We start from the raw sequence: 17,970 nt of genomic DNA, 5'->3' as shown, positions 1-17,970 counted from the left end.
CGTGCCCCGGCGCGCGATGCGACGCGCCGGGCGGCTCCCGGCGCTCAGCCCCGTCCGGCGGGGTCCCCGGACTCCCGTCCCGTGTTCCCCAGGGCCTGCGCGAGGCCCGTGCGGTCGGTCCCCAGCTTGCGGTAGACGGCCGAGAGGAGGCGGCCGACGGCAGCCGCGTCGACACCGAGGACGGCGGCCGCGTCCTGGTCGCGGACGGTGAGATCGGCGGCCGCGCGCTCACGCGCGGTGAGCGTGTCGGTGCCGGCGGGGTGGAGCGCGCGAGGACGCAGTCCGGCCGCCGCGAGCTCGGCGCGCGCCACCTCGACCAGGGCGTCGGCGCCGCAGTCCTGGGCGGCCTCCAGGCCCCGGTAGAGGTGCTCGGCGGCCTCCCCGGCGCGCTCGGTGCGGCGCAGGGCCGCCCCGAGGGCGACGAGGGAGCGGGCCAGCTCGTACGCGGCGGGTGACTGGTCGAGCCAGTCGACGGACTCCTCCAGGAGCTTCACGCGCTCGGAGGGCTCGGAGACCTCGGCGGTCACCCGGAGCGCCTGGCCGATCGCGGAGGGCGCCCCGTACTGGCGGGCGCGGGCGACCGCGTCCTGCGCGGTGGCGCGGGCCCGGCCGGGGGTGGTGGCGGCCTCCGCGAGGGCCAGGTGCAGCTGCCAGGGGCACCAGGCGGGGTTGCGCATACCGCGCGGGTCGAGGCGGCGGCCGACGGCGGCCAGCTCGGCGGCGGCCTCCTCCGTACGCCCCCCGGGCGAGGAGCAGTTCGGCGTGGACGGTCTGGGAGTCGGGGAAGGTGACGGCGGCGGGGAAGGGCTCGCCGAAGTCGTGCGTGTCGGCGATCCGGGCGGCCTCCTCGACTCGGCCGCGGGCGAGCAGCACCTCGATGGTGACGCCGACCGCGTACCACTGGGCGGGGGTGCGCGGTCCGACGCGTTCGGCGAGCCGCAGACCCGCTCGGACGAAGTCCTCGGCCTCGACGAGACGGCCCCGCCGGTAGCGGATGTAGCCCTGCAGGGTGTAGGCGAAGGAGAGGTGCGCCCCGCGCCAGCCCTGGCTCTCGAACTCGGCGGTGCCCTCGGCGAACAGTTCCTCGGCGCGGCCCGGCCGGTCGGCGTACAGATGGGTGAGGGCGACGAGGACCGGCACCTCGAAGCCGCGGCTCTCGTCGGCCCAGCTCAGGCCGCCTTCGAGGGCGCGTTCGGCATGGCGGAGGGCGACCGCGGAGGGTTCGGCGCGCAGGGTGGCGTCCCAGGCGCGCAGGCCGATGATGTACCGCTCGGTGAGGTCGCGGCCGGTCAGCCGGTCGGCGAGGGCCGTCAGACGGCGGGAGCGCGCGGGCGACTCGGGTTCGTCGGCGCGGAAGGCGTCCCACATGAACTTCTCGGCCTGCATCCGCAGCCGGCTGCGGGCGTCGGTGGCCTGCCTGGCCTCACGGCCGAGGAGCTCGGAGGCCTCGACGAGCCGGTCGCTGTGGGCCAGGACCTGGGAGAGCCGGTAGACGATGCCGTGGCGCAGCGCCGGGTCGGCGACCGGCTCCTCCAGGGCGGCGCGCAGATGGTTGACGGTGGTGGCGGGCTCGGTGAGGAGCGAGGAGCAGCCGAGTTCGAAGAGGACGGCGGCCCGGTCGTCGGCGATGGGGGGCTCGCGCAGGGCGCGGGCGAGGAAGCGGCGGGCGGCGTCGGGGGCTCCGGCGCGGAGGTTCTCCCCGGCGGCGGCGCGCAGCTGGTTCACGACCCAGGGGTCGCCCTCGGGGTGGGTCTCCAGGAGGTGGCGGGCGGCGGCGGTGGGTCCGAGGCCCGCGTCGACGACGCACCAGGCGGCCTGGCCGTGCAGGGCCACCCGGGTGGCGGCGGGGATGGAGCGGTAGACGGTGGTCGCGATGAGGGGGTGGACGAACTGGAGCGGGTCGTCCGGCTCTTCGGTCTCGGCGAGCACCCGGGCCTCGCGCAGTCGCGCGGCGCATTCGGCGACCGCCTCCCCGCCGAGGCCGGCGACGGCGCCCGCGAGCTGGGGCGAGATCTCGGTGCCGAGGACGGCGCAGGCCCAGGCGAGCCGGACGGTGGCGGGGCCGAGCCGTTCGAGCCGGGTGACGAGTCCGGAGCCCTTGAGGGCGGCGGCGAGGTCGCGGAGTTCGTGGGCGCCGCCCGCGGTGGGTTCGAGGCCGTGGTCGCGGACCTTGGCGGCGAGTTCGACCGCCTCGAAGGGGTTGCCGGAGGTGACGGTCCAGAAGTCGCGGCAGAAGATGTCGTCGGCGTGGGCTCCGACCCGGTCGCGGACGAGCCGGGCGACGGCGGTGGAGGTGAGCGGGGCGAGGCCGAGGGGCCGCTGTCCGGACCGGTGTCCGGTGAACTCGACTCCCTCGTCGGGGAGTTCGTCCGGCCGGTAGGCGACGACGAGGAGCATCGGCAGCTCTTCGGCGCGCGGGGCGAAGGCGGCGAGCCAGCCGAGGGACTCGGGGTCGGCCCAGTGGACGTCGTCCAGGACGACGACGAGGGGCGCGCGGCGTACGGCGAGGTGGGTGAGGACCCAGTCGAGCCCGTCGCGGAGCCCCTGCGGGTCGGGCGGCGAGCCCTCTCCGGAGGCGCGGAGCCCGAGGGCGGGACCGACGATGTCGTACCAGGAGCCGAGGCGTTCGCGCAGTTCGGCGTCGGTGGCGTGGGCCAGCTGCGGCTGGAGGAGCTGCCGGGCGACGTGGAAGGCGACCCGCTGCTCCTGGTCGCCGCCGCGGGCGGAGAGCACGGTGCAGCCACGGGCACCGGCGCGCCGTCGGATCTCGGCGAGCAGCGTGGTCTTGCCGAGGCCGGCGGGGGCCGCGTACGCGAGGATGCCGCCGCGCCGGGTGACCGCGGACCGGCCGGTCGGCTCGGCCCCGGGACGGCCCGGCCGGAAGGTGTCGGGACCGCCTTGGCGGGGGGAGTCGGGACCACCGGGTCGGGAGGTGTCCGGACCACCCGGTCGGGGGGAGCCCGGGCCATCGGGTCGGGGGGTGTCGGTCCTGACCGCGACGAGGTGGGGACTTCGCGTGGCCTCGCGGGGTGCGGGGACGTGCTCGGGCCACGGTGGCTCGTCCGCCAGGCCCGTGAGGAGGTCGAGGGCCTCCTCGGCCGCGGTGAGCGCCGCCTCGCGCTCGAAGAGGCCGAATCCCTGACGGGCCGACCCGCCGTTCTGACGTGCCACGTTCCACCCCCACACCGGGGGCGCACGCCCGGCGCACGGTCAGGAGCGACGAGCGGAAGGCCCCGCGAAAGCCCCAGCGTACGCCCGTTGGAGTGGCCTGGGGCGGTCAAACGTCCAAGCCAGGGCGCTCGGCGGCGCGTACGGCTCATGCGGTTCGGCGGAGTGCGGTGGATCATGATCGGGGAAGAGCGGGGGACCACTGGGTCCCGTCCTCCTGGGTCCCGCGCTCCTCGGGGCCCGTCCGTTCCAGGTCTCAACTCCGCGCGAGCCGCTCCAGGACGGCCAACGCCTCCTCCGCACGGGCGTGTTCCACGAAGAGGTGGTCGTGGTGGAAACCGGCCACCACGTTGCAGCTCAGCCCCGCCCCGGCGAGCGCCCCCGCGACCGCGGCCGTCAGCCCGACGGCGTCGAGCGCGGAGTGCACGCGCAGTGTGATCCGGCCCGCCACGTAGTCGTACGGGAGGGAGGCGGCGTCCGCCTCCTCCTGGCGTACGACGAGGGTGAGCCCCTCGTCCTCGGCGACGGTGACCACCGGGACGACCCCGGGCGGAGCGGGGCCGTCCACCGTGGTGAAGACATAGCGCCGGGGGTCGAGTTCCGGCCGCATCCCGGCGAGGAGCCGGGTCAGATCACGTTCCGCGTTCATGGCCGCCACGGTAGGCGCCCCGGCCGGAGCGGCTCAGCCGGCGGGCGGGGTGTCCCCCACGAGCCACATGGAGAAGAACTGCGCGCCGCCGCCGTAGGCGTGCCCGAGGGCCCGGTGGGCGCCGTCGACCTGGTGCTCGCCCGCCTCCCCGCGCACCTGGAGCGCGGCCTCGGCGAAGCGGATCATCCCGGAGGCTCCGATGGGGTTGGTGGAGAGCACCCCGCCCGAGGGGTTCACCGGCAGGTCTCCGTCGAGTTCGGTCACCCCGGCCTCCGTGAGTTTCCAGCCCTCGCCCTCCTCGGCGAAACCCAGGTTCTCCAGCCACATCGGCTCGTACCAGGAGAACGGCACGTACATCTCGACCGCGTCGATCTCCCGCCGCGGGTCGGTGATCCCGGCCTGCCGGTAGACGTCGGCCGCGCAGTCCCGGCCGGCCCGGGGCGAGACGAAGTCCTTGCCGGCGAAGAGGGTGGGTTCGCTGCGCATCGCCCCGCCGTGCACCCAGGCGGCCGGGCGGGGCGCACGGGCGGCGCCCGCGCGGTCGGTGAGGACCATCGCGCAGGCACCGTCCGAGGAGGGGCAGGTCTCGGAGTAGCGGATGGGGTCCCAGAGCATCGGGGAGGCCTGCACCTTCTCCAGGGTGAGGTCGTGCTCGTGGAGGTGGGCGTACGGGTTCTTCAGCGCGTTGCGCCGGTCCTTGTACGCGACGAGGGAGCCGACCGTGTCGGGGGCGCCCGTGCGGCGCATGTACGCCCGGACGTGCGGGGCGAAGAAGCCTCCGGCGCCGGCGAGGAGCGGCTGCTGGAAGGGGACGGGCAGGGAGAGGCCCCACATGGCGTTGGACTCGGACTGCTTCTCGAACGCGAGGGTGAGGACGGTCCGGTGGACACGCGCGGAGACCAGGTTGGCGGCGACGAGCGCGGTGGAGCCGCCGACCGAACCGGCCGTGTGCACCCGGAGCATGGGCTTGCCGACGGCGCCGAGCGCGTCCGCGAGGTAGAGCTCCGGCATCATCACGCCCTCGAAGAAGTCGGGGGCCTTGCCGATGACCACGGCGTCGATGTCCGCCCAGGTCAGCTCCGCGTCCGCCAGGGCGCGGACGGCGGCCTCCCGGACGAGTCCGGCGATGGAGACGTCACGCCGGGCGGCGACGTGCTTGGTCTGGCCGATGCCGACGACGGCGACGGGCTCCTTAGGCACGGTTCTCCCCTTCCAGGACGGCGACCAGGTTCTGCTGCAGGCAGGGGCCGGAGGTGGCGTGGGCGAGGGCGCGGTCGGAGTCGCCCCGGTGGATGCGGGCGGCGGCCTCGCCGAGCCGGACGAGCCCGGCGGCCATGACGGGGTTGGCGGCGAGCGCTCCGCCGGACGGGTTGACCCGCACCCTCTCGTCGAGGTCGAGGGCACGGCGGAGCACGACCTCCTGGGAGGTGAAGGGCGCGTGGAGTTCGGCGGTGTCGACGGGCCGCTCGAAGGCTCCGGCGCGTTCGGCGGCGAGTCGGGTGGAGGGCGAGTCGGTGAGGTCGCGGACCCCGAGCGAGTGCGCCTCGATCCGGTGGTCCATGCCCCTGATCCAGGCGGGTCGGGCGCAGAGTTCCCGGGCCCGGTCCCCGGCGGCGAGGATCACGGCGGCGGCTCCGTCGCCGATGGGCGGGCAGTCACCGGTGCGCAGCGGCCGGACGACGTATCCGCCCTGGGTGCGGGCCCCGCGCAGCTGGGCGTGGGAGTTGTCCGCGGCGTCCTCGCGGCTGCGGGTGGCGATCGCGGCGAGGGCGGGCTCGTCGGTGGCGCCGGCGTCGACCAGCGCCTGTGCCTGGAGGGCGGCGAGGGCGACGGAGTCGGGCCAGAGCGGGGCGAGGTAGTACGGGTCGAGCTGGCGGGTGAGGACGTCGCGGACGGAGCCGGGCGAGGACTTGCCGTACGCGTAGACGAGGGCGGTGTCGGCCTCACCGGTGAGGAGCTTGACCCAGGCCTCGTAGAGCGCCCAGGCGCCGTCGGTCTCGACGTGGGACTCGGATATCGGGGGCCAGGCGCCGACGCCGTCGAGGGCCATGGTGAAGGAGAAGGCGCGCCCGGCCAGGTAGTCGGAGGAGCCGGAGCAGGTGAAGCCGATGTCGGAGGTCTTGAGGCCGGTCTGCCGGAGGACCTCGTGCAGGACGGGCATGACCATCTCGACCTCGGAGAGGTCGTCGGTGCGACGGCGGTGGTCGCTCTGGGCGAAGGCGACGATCGCCACCTCTCGGTCCGGCCTCACAGCAGCTCCTTGAAGGTGTTGTAGTCGGCGTCGGGCTCGCCGGTGGGCCGGTAGTGGTCGGGGTAGCGGCCGTCCTCGCTCCACACGGGTTCGACGCGCAGGCCCATCCGGACCTGGTCGTAGGGGATGCCGCCGATGCGCCCGTGGAGGGCGAGCCCCGCGCCGTCGAGGGCGATGTGGGCGTAGACGTAGGGCACGTCGATCTCGGCGTTCTTCGCCTTGATGTTGACGATGCAGAAGGTGGTGACGGTGCCTGCGGGGCCGACCTCGACCCGGTCGGTGGTGGCGATGCCGCAGGTGGGGCAGGCGCCACGGGGCGGCACGTACACCTTGGTGCAGGAGGGGCAGCGTTCCCCGACGGTACGGCGTTCGGCGAGGCCGTGCAGATAGCGGGTCTGGGCGGCACCGGGGCTGTAGGTGTAGTCGAGCCTGGCGGGGGCGACGATGCCGGTGACGGCGTCGTCGAACAGGCCGTCGTGGGGCCGGTGTTCGACGACGGGATCGCTGTCGTACGGTTCGAAGCAGGCGATGTCCGTGATGGCGCCGGAGCGTTCGGCGGCCCAGCGGATCCGGACCCGCAGTCCGGTGCGGACGGCTTCGGGGCCGGGTGCGTCGAGGGCGTGCAGCAGGGCGGTGTCGGCGCCGTCGAGACGGACGAGGACCCAGGCGAAGGGGGTCGTGAGGGGCTGGCCGCGCCGCGGCTCGGGGTTCCAGGCCCAGGTGGTGACGGTGCCGGTGACACCCACTTCCACGAGGTCGCGGAGTTCGGCGGCGGTGGCGGGGTCGTATTCGACGGGCGGGACGAGCACCTCGCCCGTCTCGGTGCGGACCCCGAGCACGGTCCGCTCGCGCAGCCCGGTGAGGAAGGCGGACTGGACGGGGCCGAGGGAGCGGGTGAAGGGGAACTCGACGACGAGGGGGGCGCGGAGGATCTCCGGGGGTGGGGTGACGGTCATGGGGGCGGCTCCTTGGTCGCGGTGGGCGGTGGGTGCGGCCGGGACGGGTGCGCGGGGCCGTTTCCCCGCCCCGCCGCTTCCCGGTCCGGGGGCTGAGGCCCCGGTCGCGGAAAGGCGCGGGGTGGGGAGGGGTCACTCCCGGCGGTACTCCGGTGCCCGCTTCTCCGCGAACGCCCGCGCCCCTTCCTTCGCGTCCGCCGTGTCGAAGATCGGCCATCCCCGCTTCAGCTCCGCTGCCAGCCCCTCCGTCTCGGTCATCTCGGCGGTCTCGTAGACCGACGCCTTGACCGCCTCGACGGCCAGCGGCCCGCAGGCGTTGATCCGTTCGGCGATGTCGAGGGCCGCGTCCAGCGCAGTGCCGTCGGGGACCACCCGCCCGACCAGCCCGATGCGGGCGGCCTCCTCCGCCGAGTAGGGGCGGCCCGTGAGGAGCATTTCGAGGGCGTGGGTGCGGGCGATCTGGCGGGGCAGCCGGACGGTGGACCCGCCGATGGGGAAGAGGCCGCGCCGGACCTCGAAGAGACCGAAGGTGGCGGAGGCGGCGGCGACCCGGATGTCGGTGCCCTGGAGGATCTCGGTGCCGCCGGCGACGCAGTACCCCTCGACGGCGGCGATGACGGGTTTTCTGGGGCGGTGGTGGCGCAGCATCGCCTTCCAGTGGAGGTCGGGGTCGGCCTTGAGCCGGTCCCGGTACCGCTCGCCCTCCATTCCCCTGCCGGCCAGGGCCTTGAGGTCCATGCCCGCGCAGAAAGCGCCGCCCGCGCCGGTGAGGACGACCGAGCGGATGCCGTCGTCGGCGTCGGCCTCCAGCCAGCCGTCGTGGAGGCCGACGAGCATCGGCAGTGACAGGGCGTTCTTGGCCTCGGGCCGGTTCAAGGTGAGTACGAGCGTGGCGCCTTCGCGCCGCACGTCGAGGTGTTCGGTGCCACCCATGGGGGTCTCCCGTCTCCAGTTCTGGAACAGGTTGCAGGAGGCGGGGGTCCAGTTCAATAGTTTTCTGACACTCAGTCAGATTCTTCTGCGCACCCCCTTCCGCCCGTGACCGGTCGGCGCTCTAATGACCGCCGAGTCAGTGCGCACCCGTACGAGTCAGCGCGAGCCGGGGTCAGGAGGAACGGTGGAGTACAACCTTGCCGACCTGTTCGAATCGGTGGTCGACGCGGTACCCGACCGCGAGGCGCTCGTGTACGTCGACCATCCGGGGACGGGCGAGGAACGCCGGCTCACCTACGCCGAGCTCGACGCCGCCGCCAACCGGATCGCGCACCACCTCGTCGACGCGGGCATCCGGGCCGGTGACCACCTCGGCCTCCACCTCTACAACGGGGTCGAGTACCTGCAGACCGTCCTCGCCTGCCTCAAGGCGCGGATCGTGCCGGTGAACGTGAACTACCGGTACGTGGAGGAGGAGCTCGTCTACCTCTACCGGGACGCCGACCTGGCCGCACTCGTCTTCGACGCCGAGTTCACCGACCGGGTCGCGGCGGCGCTGCCGCAGACGGAGAAGCTGCGGCACCTCGTGCGGGTGGGGACCCCGCCCGAGGGAGCGGCCGGCCTCGACTGCGTGCCGTACACCGCGGCGGAGGCCGGCGGATCGCCCGAGCGGGGCTTCGGCCCCCGCTCGGGCGACGATCTCTTCATCATCTACACCGGCGGCACGACCGGGATGCCCAAGGGCGTGCTGTGGCGCCAGGAGGACCTGTTCTTCGCGGGGCTGTTCGGCGGGGATCCCTCGGGCGAGGCGGTGAAGCGGCCGGAGGAGCTGGCCGAGCGGGTCGCGGCCGGCGGGGCCGGCATCACCTTCTTCCCCGCGCCGCCGCTCATGCACGGCACCTCCACGCTGACCGCCTTCATCGCCTTCAACTACGGCCAGCGGGTCGTCCTGCACCGCAAGTACGTCCCGGAGGAGGTCCTGCGCACCCTGGAGAAGGAGCGGGTGTCCAGCATCTCCCTGGTCGGGGACGCGATGCTGCGGCCGCTCGTGGACGCCCTGCGCGGACCGCTGAAGGGCACGGACCTCTCCGCGCTGTTCAGCCTGTCCTCGTCCGGGGCGATCATGTCCGAGACCGTTCGGGCCCAGCTCCAGGAGCTGATGCCGAACGTGCTGCTCCTCAACAACTTCGGCTCCACCGAGTCCGGTTCCAACGGCCGTGCCACCGACGACTCGGGACCCGCCAAGGGCTTCCGGCTCCACGTCAACGAACGAACCCAGGTCGTCGACCCCGCGACCCGCGTCCCCGTCGCCCCCGGCGAGACCGGCCGGCTCGCCCAGCGCGGCCACGTACCGCTCGGCTACTACAACGACCCGGCCAAGACCGCCGAGACCTTCTTCGAGCGGGACGGGGTGCGGTGGGTGCTCCTCGGCGACATGGCGACCGTGGACGAGACCGGGGTGGTCACCGTCCTCGGGCGCGGCTCCCAATGCATCAACACGGGCGGCGAGAAGGTCTACCCGGAAGAGGTGGAGCAGGCCCTGAAGTCCCACCCCGACGTGTACGACGCGCTGGTCGCCGGGGTGCCCGACGCCCGCTGGGGCAACCACGTGGCCGCGGTCGTCCAGCTCCGCACGGACGCCCCGCCGCTGGACCTGGAGTCCCTGCAGACCCACTGCCGGCCCCGCCTCGCCGGGTACAAGGTGCCCCGCCAGCTGGTCCTCACCGACCGCATCCAGCGCTCCCCCAGCGGCAAGGCGGACTACCGCTGGGCCCGCTCGGTGGCGGTGGACGCCGACGCGGCGGACCCTGCTGCGGGAGCCGACTCCTAGAGGCCGAACTCCCGCAGGACGGCCAGGAACGCGGCCGGCTGCTCCTCGTGGACGAGATGCCCCGCCTCGATCGTGACGAGGCGGGCGTCGGGGACACGCTCGGCCAGCCAGGACAGCTGGTCCTGGGGAATGCGACTGGACGGGCCGCCGGTGAGGACGAGGGTGGGGGCCTTGACCGCGGGCAGCTCCTCGCGCCAGGCGGGGTCCGGGGCGTTCAGCTGCTCGTTCGTGGCCGGGACGATCTCCCAGTCGAAGCCGAGGGTCTCCTCGGGACGCGCCGACGGGGGCCGCGGCGGGTCGAGCGGGAAGAAGACCGGCGGCTCCTCCAGGACGAGCCTGCCGATCAGCTCGGGCTCGCGCTGGGCGAGCAGATACGCGGCGCCGGCGCCCATCGAGTGGGCGACGACGGTGACGCCGCTGAGGCCCAGCGCCTTGAGGAAAACACCGAGCTCGTCGCGGAAGACGTCGAAGCCGTAGCGGCCCGGCCGGTCGCTGAGTCCGTGGCCGCGCAGGTCGACCGCGTACACCCGGTGGTCGGCGGCTAGCTCCGCCGCGATCCGGTTCCATGTGGTGCTGTTCTCGCCGCGGCCGTGGACCAGGACGACGGGCGGGGCGTCCTCGGAACCCCGTACCCGGTAGGCGAGGCGTACCCCGTCCACCGTGACCGTACGGACCTCCGGGTCGAGGAAGGCGGCGATCGGGCGGACGAAGGCCTCCGCGTCGTCCACCCAGGGGAAGTGTCCGGCGCCCGGCAGGACGACCAGCTCGGCGTGGGGGAAGCAGGCGGCCGCCTCCGCCGCCTTGGCGGGGGTGGGGCCCGCGTCGTACTCCCCCGCCAGGACCAGGACCGGCGCCGTGAGCGCGGTGAGCGCACGGCGGGTCGTCTCCGGGTCGTACGCCCCCTCGCCGTGGTAGGCGGCGACGGCGTCCCAGCGCATCTGCCGGTCCGCGCCCGCCGCGTGCTCCCGGGCGGCCTCGTCCCAGCGGCCGTAGGCGAAGGGCGCGACGATCTCCAGGACGCGCGGGAGCGGGGTGTCCGGGCCGATCGTGCCGAGCGCGGCCCTCGCCTCCGGGTACCAGGGCCGGTCGGCGAAGACCTCGACGGCCTCGTCCCACTCCTCGTCGGTGGTCTCGACACCGACCGCCCGGCCCGCGGAGGTGACGAGGACGAGGGAACGGACCCGCTCCGGGTGGGCGGCGGCGTACAGGGTGGCCAGGTTCCCGGACGCCGAGTGGCCGAGGAGGTCGATCCGCTCCAGGCCGAGGTGGACGCGGAGCGCCTCGACGTCGCCGACCTGGCGGTCGCAGCGGTACGTGCCGGGGTCGGCGGGCTCGGCGCTGGCTCCGGTGCCACGGGTGTCGAGGAGGATCAGCGCGCGGTGGGCGGAGAGTCCGCCGAGATCGCCGAGATAGGCGGCGTCGCGCATCGGTCCGCCCGCCAGACACACCAGCGGCTCACCTTCTCCCTCGATCCGGTAGGAGAGTTCGGTTCCGTCATACGAAATGATCTTCGGCATGGGGTCGATCCTCACGGGCCACGGACGGTCTTCGCAACGGGTTTCACCGAGAGCGCGATACGGTGAGTGGACCCGTCCGACCAGCGAAAGAAGCGCTTCACCGTGCCCGAGACCCGGGAACCCGCACTGCGCGGCGACTGCGCCAACTGCTTCGGCCTGTGCTGTGTGGCGCTGCCCTTCGCGAAGTCGGCCGACTTCGCCGTGAACAAGGCGCCCGGAGAACCCTGCCGGAACCTCCAGGAGGACTTCCGCTGCGGCATCCACACCCGGCTGCGCACCAGCGGATTCCAGGGCTGCACGGTGTACGACTGCTTCGGCGCCGGCCAGCAGGTCTCCCAGGTGACCTTCGGCGGCGTGTCCTGGCGCGAGGCGCCGGAGACCGCGAGCCGGATGTACGACGTGTTCTACGTGATGCGCCAGCTCCACGAGCTGCTGCGCTACCTCACGGAGGCACTGGCACGGCCGGCGGCCCGCCCGGTCCACGCCGAGCTGCGGGACGCGCTCGACCGGGTCGGGGAGCTCACCCGGGGCTCGGCGGACGACCTGGAGAAGATCCGGGTGCCCGAGGTACGCGCCGAGGCGAACGTACTGCTCCTGCGCACGAGCGAGCTGGTCCGCGCCACGGCAGGCGGGAAGCCCGGGAGCCGGCGCGGGGCGGACCTGATCGGGAAACGGCTGCGCGGGGCGAAGCTGCGGGGCACCGACCTGCGCGGGGCCCTGCTGATCGCCGCCGATCTGTCGGGGGCCGATCTGTCGCTCACGGACCTGATCGGCGCCGACCTGCGGGACGCCGACCTGTCGGGGGCGGATCTGACGGGCGCCCTCTTCCTGACCCAGCCCCAGCTGAACGCGGCGCGCGGGAACGCGGAGACCCGCCTCCCGGAGGGCTTCGAGCGCCCCGCGCACTGGACGTCCTGACGGCCGGAGCCCGCCGCCACAGGGTGGACGACGGGCTCCGCGCCGCTACGACGACGGCGCCGCGTTGCGCCAGACCTTCAGGTCAAGCGTCAGATACGTGCTGGGCGAGTCCTCCGGGGAGATGCCCTTGACGGTGACGAGGCCCAGGTGCCCCGAGCCGGTGGTGACGCAGACCTGACGGCCCGTCGTCAGCTTGTTCACGTAGACCTCCTGGGTGAACCGGGTCTCCGCGCGGCAGACGGCGAGGGAACCCTGCTGCCCCGGGTCGAGGAGGACCAGGCTTCCGCCGCTGCTCTCGGCGTCGAGGTATCCACCGGTGTCGTAGGAGAGTTCGTACCCCCCGTCCTCACCGTCCTGGGGCCGTACGACCTCGTCCCCGAGGGTCAGGTGATAGCCGGCGGTGAGGTTGATGCCGTTGAAGTCGGTGGGCTTCGGGTCCGCGGCGGCCGAGGGCTTCGTACTCGGAGTGCCGCTGCCGCCGGTGCTCCCGCCCGTGGTGCCCGACGTCGTCGTTCCGCCCGGGCCGCTCGGCTTGTCGTTCTCCGAGGCGTTCGTGTCCGCCTTGTCCTTCAGGAGCGTGTAGGCCGTCACACCGCCGACGACGCCGAAGGCGAGCACGGCGGCGACGGCGACGAGCAGCCCCTTCCCGGCCGTGTTCCGCGGGGCGACGGGGCCCGTGGGCATCGGCCCGCCCGGGGCGCCGGGGTACGGATAGGACGACGTGGGAACCGGCCCGTGCGTCGGCGCGTAGGCGTGGCCCGGCGCCGTGTGGGGCGCGGGCGCGTGGTACGGCCCGGGCGGCGGCGTCTGCTGATGTCCGACGGGCGGCCCGTACGCACCGGGCGGGGCGGACGGCCCAGCCGGAGCGGTGGGCGAGTACCCGGCGGGTGCGGTCGCCGGGGGCGGCGGCGTCTGGACGGGCGCGGGGGCCGCCGTGCGCGCCGTGATGTCGGCGGAGACCGGCGCCGGCAGCCAGTCCTCGGGCCGGCGGAGCACGGTCGCCGCGTTCGCCGCCTGGCAGAGCCGGATGACCTCGGCGAGCGTCGGCCTGGCCTCGGGATCCTTCGCGAGGCACCGTGCGACCAGCTCGCTCAGCCGCTCCGGCACCGCGCCGAGGTCCGGCTCCTCGTGCACGATCCGGTAGAGGACGCCGTGCGAGGTTCCCTCACCGAACGCCGGAACCCCGGTCGCCGCGTAGGCCGCGACCTGTCCGAGCGCGAAGATGTCGGTGGCCGGGGTGATCTTGCGCCCCGCCGCCTGCTCGGGGGCCATGAAGGACGGGGTGCCGATGGTGACGCCGCTGCCGGTCAGCGAGGTCGCGTCGGCGGCGTGGGCGATGCCGAAGTCGATGACGCGGGGCCCGTCGGCGGCGAGCAGCACGTTGGACGGCTTGAGGTCGCGGTGGACGATCCCGGCGCCGTGGATCACGTGCAGGGCCTCGGCCATCCCGGCGACGAGCAGCAGCACCGTCTCCACGGGCAGCGCTCCGTGGGCGACGACCGCGTCGGCCAGCGAGGGGCCGGGCACGTAGGCGGTGGCCAGCCAGGGCTGCGCGCCCTCGGGGTCGGCGTCGATCACGGGCGCGGTGAACAGTCCCTGCACGCGCTGCGCGGAGCGCACCTCCTGGGCGAAGCGACGGCGGAACTCCGCGTCCTCGCCGAACTCGGGGCGGATCAGCTTGATGGCGACGGGCCGGCCGCCGGGTGTGTACGAGAGGTACACCTTGCCCATGCCGCCGGCGCCCAGTTTGGCGGCGAGCCGGTACCCCGCGACGGTGGTGGGATCGTCCGCCGCCAATGGCTGGAAGACCTCGCCCGCGCCGCCGCGCCCCGACTGCTGATCACTCATGAATCCGTGTCTCCCCACGCAGACCTCGATTGCCGGTCGGCACCCTACCGTTCCCGGACACCCCGTCCGGCCCGCGCCGACGGGCCGGGCGGTGGATCGGCCTAACCGCCGTACGCATAGGGGGTCGTGGTGGAGAGCGTGAGGAAGCCGAGGCGGTGGAGGATCGGCCGGCTCGTGTCGGCCGCGTCGACCTGGACGTAGCGGTGACCGCGTTCGGCCGCGATGCGGGCGCGGTGGGCGACCAGGGCGCGGTAGAGGCCGCGGCCGCGCCAGTTCTCGACGGTGCCACCGCCCCACAGGCCCGCGAAGTCGGTGCCGGGGCAGAGTTCGAGGCGGGCCGCGCTGACGGGTTCGCCGTCGGCGAGGGCGACGACGGCGGTGACGGTGTCGGGGTCGGCCGCGAGCCGGTCGAGGAGCTGCCGTCCGATGTGGGTGCTGTCGGTGCCGAAGGCGCGTTCGTGGACCTCGACCACCTGGCGTACCCCCGGTTCGTCGGTGACGGCACGGAGTTCGACGCCCTCGGGCAGCGGTACGTCGTGGGGCAGCGCGGCGGCTTCGGCGACCAGCAGGGTCTCGGGGTCCTCCGCGGTGAAGCCGGCGGCGAGGAGGCGGTCGCCGAGGTCCGCGGGGGTGTCGTGGGCGTACAGCTTCCACTCGAAGGACAGGCCCGCGGCCCGGTAGTGGTCGATCTGCCCTGCGATGGCGCCGTCGGCGTCGGCGGCGTCGAGACCCGACCAGAGCACGCCGTTCCAGGCGTGCGCGGGTCCGGTCTGGCGGACGACGTCGCCGACGCGTTCGACACGGCAGCCGGGACCGTCGGGGCGCGCCTCGCGGCGGAGCTGACGGTCGTACAGATCACGGAGGTGCTCGGGTCGCACGAGATGCTGGGGTTCCATACGGGCCACTCCAACATCGCCGCTCAGGGACCTGCAACGGGATTACCCGGCCGTCCGCGCCTCCTGGGCCCGCGGCCGCCTGGTCAGGGCGCGGCGGCTGTCACGGGTGCCGGCTCCTCTCACCACGTGACCGGGAGGGTCTCGGGGCCGCGGATGAGGGCGCCGCGCCGCCAGCGGAGCCGGTCCTCGGGCACGGCGAGCCGTAGGTTCGGGAAGCGGGACCACAGGGAGTCGACGAGGATCTCCGACTCGATGCGGGCCAGGTCGGCGCCGGGGCAGGAGTGGGGTCCGTGACCGAAGGCGACGTGCGGGTTGTAGCCGCGGTCGAAGTCGAGCCGTTCGGGCTCGGGAAAGACGGCGGGGTCGCGGTTGGCCGTCAGGTAGGAGACGTAGACGGGGTCGCCGGAGGGGATGACGACCCCGCCGACCTCGACGTCCTCCAGGGCGATCCGGGAGAGGCCGACGGCGTTGCGGTGCGGGATGTAGCGGAGGAGTTCGTCGACGGCCCGCGGGAGGACTTCGGGTTGCGCGCGCAGCCGGGCGAGGTGCTCGGGGTGGGTGAGCAGCGCGTACACCATGTTGGCGCTGTTGTTCCGGACGGCGTGGGCGCCGCCGATCTGGACGAGGAGGGCGAGTCCGGCGGCCTCGTGCTCGGTGAGGGTGTCCTCGTCGACGGCGTCGGCGAGGACGGCGGCCAGGGTCTCCTTGCCGGTGCCGTGGTTGCGGCCGACGAGTTCGGTGAAGTAGCGGCCCATGTCGGCCTTGGCCCGCTCGCCGGCCTCCCGGCCGGCTCCGGCGGAGAGCACGGTGTCGGACCAGCGGGCCGTCAGCGGCCGGTCGCCCTCGGGCACGCCCATGAGTTCGCTGACCACGGCGAACGGGAAGGGCCGGTGGACGAGTTCCATCAGGTCGGCGGGGGCGCCGTGTTCCTCGACCCGGTCGAGGAGCCGGTCCATGACCTCCTGGGCGTGGGTACGGAGGGAGTTCAGGGCGCGGGCACCGAAGGCGCGGGCGACGGCGTGGCGCATCCGGGTGTGGTCGGGCGGGTCGGCGAAGCCGACGTCGCCCTCCATCGGGATGAGGTGGCGGGCGACCCGGGTGACGGAGCGGCCCCGGACGGCCCGGCGGCTGAAGCGGGGGTCGGCTGAGACGAACTTGACGTCCTCGTACCGGGTGACGAGCCAGGCGTGGCCCTCGCCGTGCGGCAGCCGGACCTGGGTGACGGGATCCTCGTGCAGCAGCTTCGCGAGCAGTGGGTCGAAATCGAGACCGGTGAGGTCGGGCACGGCCCAGAAGTGGCCCTGGGGGGTGTCGGCGTCAGGAGCGGTCGTGGTCACGTGGCCACCCCGTCGGGGGCGGCCGCGGCGGGGCGGCACAGCTCGGGCATGACGTTCGCTTTCGTCCGGGCACGCGGGCGGGCCCGCCGTCCGGGACCGGATGGCGGTACCGAGACCGGGCGGACCTCGGCTGATCCAGCCTTCCCCGCTCCGGACGCCCTCCCCGACCGGGCCCGTCGAAAGACACCCCAAGGGGTGATGACCGGCCCGCGGCCGACCGTGCCGTACGCGGGTGGAAATGTTCCTCCTCCCCCTTGCCAACCCCCCGGTACCTCCGGTTTTACTGACCCGGAACGGATCTACCGAATGATCGGTAGTCCGTTTTACGAACCGTGGAGGGTGACGCGATGACGGAACTGCTGGACAGTGGCGAACGGCTCGGACGCGAGGAGCTGGCCGCGCTTCAGCTGGAGCGGCTGCGCGCGACCCTGCGCCACGCGTACGAGAACGTGGACCACTACCGGCGCTCCTTCGACGCGGCCGGGGTCACCCCGGACGACTGCCGGACGCTCGCGGACCTGGCCCGCTTCCCCTTCACTACGAAGGCCGACCTCCGCGAGCACTACCCCTTCGGCATGTTCGCCGTCGACCAGTCCCGGATCCGGCGCATCCACGCCTCCAGCGGCACCACCGGCCGGCCGACCGTCGTCGGCTACACCGACGGCGACCTGGACATGTGGGCCGACGTGGTGGCCAGGTCCCTGCGCGCGGCCGGAGCCCGCCCCGGCCACAAGGTGCACGTGGCCTACGGCTACGGCCTGTTCACCGGCGGCCTCGGCGCCCACTACGGCGCCGAGCGTCTCGGGTGCACGGTGATCCCCGCATCGGGCGGGATGACGGCTCGGCAGGTGCAGCTCATCCAGGACTTCCGGCCCGAGATCATCATGGTCACCCCCTCGTACATGCTCACGCTGCTCGACGAGTTCGAGCGGCAGGGCGTGGACCCCCGGTCGACCTCCCTGAAGGTGGGCGTCTTCGGCGCCGAACCGTGGACGGAGGCGATGCGGAAGGAGATCGAGGAGGCCTTCGCGATCGACGCGGTCGACATATACGGACTGTCGGAGGTGATCGGCCCCGGTGTGGCGCAGGAGTGCGTGGAGACCAAGGACGGTCTGCACATCTGGGAGGACCACTTCTACCCGGAGATCGTGGACCCGTTCACCGGCGAGGTGCTGCCCGACGGCGAGGAGGGCGAACTCGTCTTCACCTCGCTCACCAAGGAGGCCATGCCGATCGTCCGCTACCGGACCCGCGATCTGACCCGTCTGCTGCCGGGGACCGCGCGGGTGTTCCGGCGGATGGAGAAGGTGACCGGGCGCAGCGACGACATGATCATCCTGCGCGGGGTGAACCTCTTCCCCACCCAGATCGAGGAGATCGTCCTCCGTACGCCGGCCGTGGCCCCGCACTTCCAGCTGCGGCTGACCCGGGAGGGGCGGCTCGACGCCCTCACCGTACGGGCCGAGGCCCGCGCGGGGGCGACCGCCGAGGAGCGGACGGAGGCGGCCCGGACGATCACGGCGGCGGTCAAGGACGGGATCGGGGTCTCGGTCGGGGTCGAGGTGGTCGACCCCGAGACCCTCGAACGCTCGGTGGGCAAGATCAAGCGGATCGTGGACCTGAGGGAGCCGCGGGAGTCCTGACGGAGGCGGGCCCGGTCGGGACG

At 73.7% G+C, this 17,970-nt stretch carries 14 protein-coding genes; 3 read left to right on the top strand and 11 right to left on the bottom strand.

The window, feature by feature from the left end:
* Nucleotides 1–44: 44 nt before the first annotated feature.
* The 7 genes from ACH4MY_RS09415 to ACH4MY_RS09385 form a co-directional block, all read right to left on the bottom strand.
* Nucleotides 45–311, bottom strand: coding sequence for a hypothetical protein (locus tag ACH4MY_RS09415; RefSeq protein WP_397999857.1), 267 nt, complete (start codon nucleotides 309–311; stop codon nucleotides 45–47).
* Nucleotides 229–3,171: an ATP-binding protein gene (locus tag ACH4MY_RS09410; protein WP_397999854.1), complete on the bottom strand. Its 2,943-nt coding sequence runs from the start codon at nucleotides 3,169–3,171 to the stop codon at nucleotides 229–231. The genes ACH4MY_RS09415 and ACH4MY_RS09410 overlap by 83 nt, the downstream gene beginning before the upstream one ends.
* Nucleotides 3,172–3,424: 253 nt before the next feature.
* Nucleotides 3,425–3,817, bottom strand: a complete 393-nt coding sequence (locus ACH4MY_RS09405) for an ACT domain-containing protein (RefSeq protein WP_397999851.1) — start codon at nucleotides 3,815–3,817, stop codon at nucleotides 3,425–3,427.
* A gap of 33 nt (nucleotides 3,818–3,850) precedes the next feature.
* Complete coding sequence (locus ACH4MY_RS09400) at nucleotides 3,851–5,017, bottom strand: thiolase domain-containing protein (protein WP_397999848.1); 1,167 nt, start codon at nucleotides 5,015–5,017, stop codon at nucleotides 3,851–3,853.
* Complete coding sequence (locus tag ACH4MY_RS09395) at nucleotides 5,010–6,068, bottom strand: thiolase domain-containing protein (protein ID WP_397999845.1); 1,059 nt, start codon at nucleotides 6,066–6,068, stop codon at nucleotides 5,010–5,012. Before ACH4MY_RS09395 ends, ACH4MY_RS09400 begins: the two co-directional genes overlap by 8 nt.
* A complete protein-coding gene (locus ACH4MY_RS09390; RefSeq protein ID WP_397999842.1) occupies nucleotides 6,065–7,024 on the bottom strand; it encodes a Zn-ribbon domain-containing OB-fold protein in 960 nt (319 codons plus the stop codon). The genes ACH4MY_RS09395 and ACH4MY_RS09390 overlap by 4 nt, the downstream gene beginning before the upstream one ends.
* A 132-nt stretch (nucleotides 7,025–7,156) precedes the next feature.
* On the bottom strand, nucleotides 7,157–7,957 hold the full coding sequence (locus ACH4MY_RS09385) for a crotonase/enoyl-CoA hydratase family protein (RefSeq protein ID WP_397999839.1): 801 nt from the start codon (nucleotides 7,955–7,957) through the stop codon (nucleotides 7,157–7,159).
* Nucleotides 7,958–8,141: 184 nt separating this feature from the next.
* Here ACH4MY_RS09385 and ACH4MY_RS09380 point away from each other — a divergent pair, with 184 nt between their 5' ends.
* Complete coding sequence (locus ACH4MY_RS09380) at nucleotides 8,142–9,788, top strand: acyl-CoA synthetase (protein ID WP_397999836.1); 1,647 nt, start codon at nucleotides 8,142–8,144, stop codon at nucleotides 9,786–9,788.
* Here the strand turns inward: ACH4MY_RS09380 and ACH4MY_RS09375 are convergent.
* Entirely contained in the window at nucleotides 9,785–11,305 is a 1,521-nt protein-coding gene (locus tag ACH4MY_RS09375; protein ID WP_397999834.1) for an alpha/beta fold hydrolase, read from the bottom strand. The two genes, ACH4MY_RS09380 and ACH4MY_RS09375, sit on opposite strands and share 4 nt — an antisense overlap.
* A gap of 102 nt (nucleotides 11,306–11,407) precedes the next feature.
* On the opposite strand from ACH4MY_RS09375, the gene ACH4MY_RS09370 reads away from it, so the two are divergent.
* Nucleotides 11,408–12,223, top strand: coding sequence for a pentapeptide repeat-containing protein (locus tag ACH4MY_RS09370; protein WP_397999831.1), 816 nt, complete (start codon nucleotides 11,408–11,410; stop codon nucleotides 12,221–12,223).
* 45 nt (nucleotides 12,224–12,268) lie between these two features.
* Here the strand turns inward: ACH4MY_RS09370 and ACH4MY_RS09365 are convergent, their stop codons facing one another.
* The 3 genes from ACH4MY_RS09365 to ACH4MY_RS09355 all read right to left on the bottom strand — a co-directional run bounded on the left by ACH4MY_RS09365 (nucleotide 12,269) and on the right by ACH4MY_RS09355 (nucleotide 16,304).
* On the bottom strand, nucleotides 12,269–14,071 hold the full coding sequence (locus tag ACH4MY_RS09365) for a protein kinase (RefSeq protein ID WP_397999829.1): 1,803 nt from the start codon (nucleotides 14,069–14,071) through the stop codon (nucleotides 12,269–12,271).
* Nucleotides 14,072–14,172: 101 nt separating this feature from the next.
* The gene (locus ACH4MY_RS09360; RefSeq protein ID WP_397999826.1) at nucleotides 14,173–14,967 is read right to left on the bottom strand and encodes a GNAT family N-acetyltransferase; all 795 of its coding nucleotides are present in this window, start codon (nucleotides 14,965–14,967) and stop codon (nucleotides 14,173–14,175) included.
* A 119-nt stretch (nucleotides 14,968–15,086) separates the two neighbouring features.
* The gene (locus ACH4MY_RS09355) at nucleotides 15,087–16,304 is read right to left on the bottom strand and encodes a cytochrome P450 (protein ID WP_397999824.1); all 1,218 of its coding nucleotides are present in this window, start codon (nucleotides 16,302–16,304) and stop codon (nucleotides 15,087–15,089) included.
* 347 nt (nucleotides 16,305–16,651) lie between these two features.
* Here ACH4MY_RS09355 and paaK point away from each other — a divergent pair, with 347 nt between their 5' ends.
* Nucleotides 16,652–17,947: a phenylacetate--CoA ligase PaaK gene (gene paaK, locus ACH4MY_RS09350; RefSeq protein ID WP_397999822.1), complete on the top strand. Its 1,296-nt coding sequence runs from the start codon at nucleotides 16,652–16,654 to the stop codon at nucleotides 17,945–17,947.
* Nucleotides 17,948–17,970: the final 23 nt, after the last annotated feature.

Source organism: Streptomyces sp. NPDC017246, assembly GCF_044331325.1.
Classification (GTDB): domain Bacteria; phylum Actinomycetota; class Actinomycetes; order Streptomycetales; family Streptomycetaceae; genus Streptomyces.
This window is presented reverse-complemented; position numbering and strand designations above follow the sequence as displayed.

Coding starts and splice junctions, on each gene's coding strand:
- ACH4MY_RS09385 (WP_397999839.1), bottom strand. CDS start 7,957: ATGGGTGGCACCGAACACCTCGACGTGCGGCGCGAAGGCGCCACGCTC.
- ACH4MY_RS09390 (WP_397999842.1), bottom strand. CDS start 7,024: ATGACCGTCACCCCACCCCCGGAGATCCTCCGCGCCCCCCTCGTCGTC.
- paaK (WP_397999822.1), top strand. CDS start 16,652: ATGACGGAACTGCTGGACAGTGGCGAACGGCTCGGACGCGAGGAGCTG.
- ACH4MY_RS09405 (WP_397999851.1), bottom strand. CDS start 3,817: ATGAACGCGGAACGTGATCTGACCCGGCTCCTCGCCGGGATGCGGCCG.
- ACH4MY_RS09375 (WP_397999834.1), bottom strand. CDS start 11,305: ATGCCGAAGATCATTTCGTATGACGGAACCGAACTCTCCTACCGGATC.
- ACH4MY_RS09365 (WP_397999829.1), bottom strand. CDS start 14,071: ATGAGTGATCAGCAGTCGGGGCGCGGCGGCGCGGGCGAGGTCTTCCAG.
- ACH4MY_RS09360 (WP_397999826.1), bottom strand. CDS start 14,967: ATGGAACCCCAGCATCTCGTGCGACCCGAGCACCTCCGTGATCTGTAC.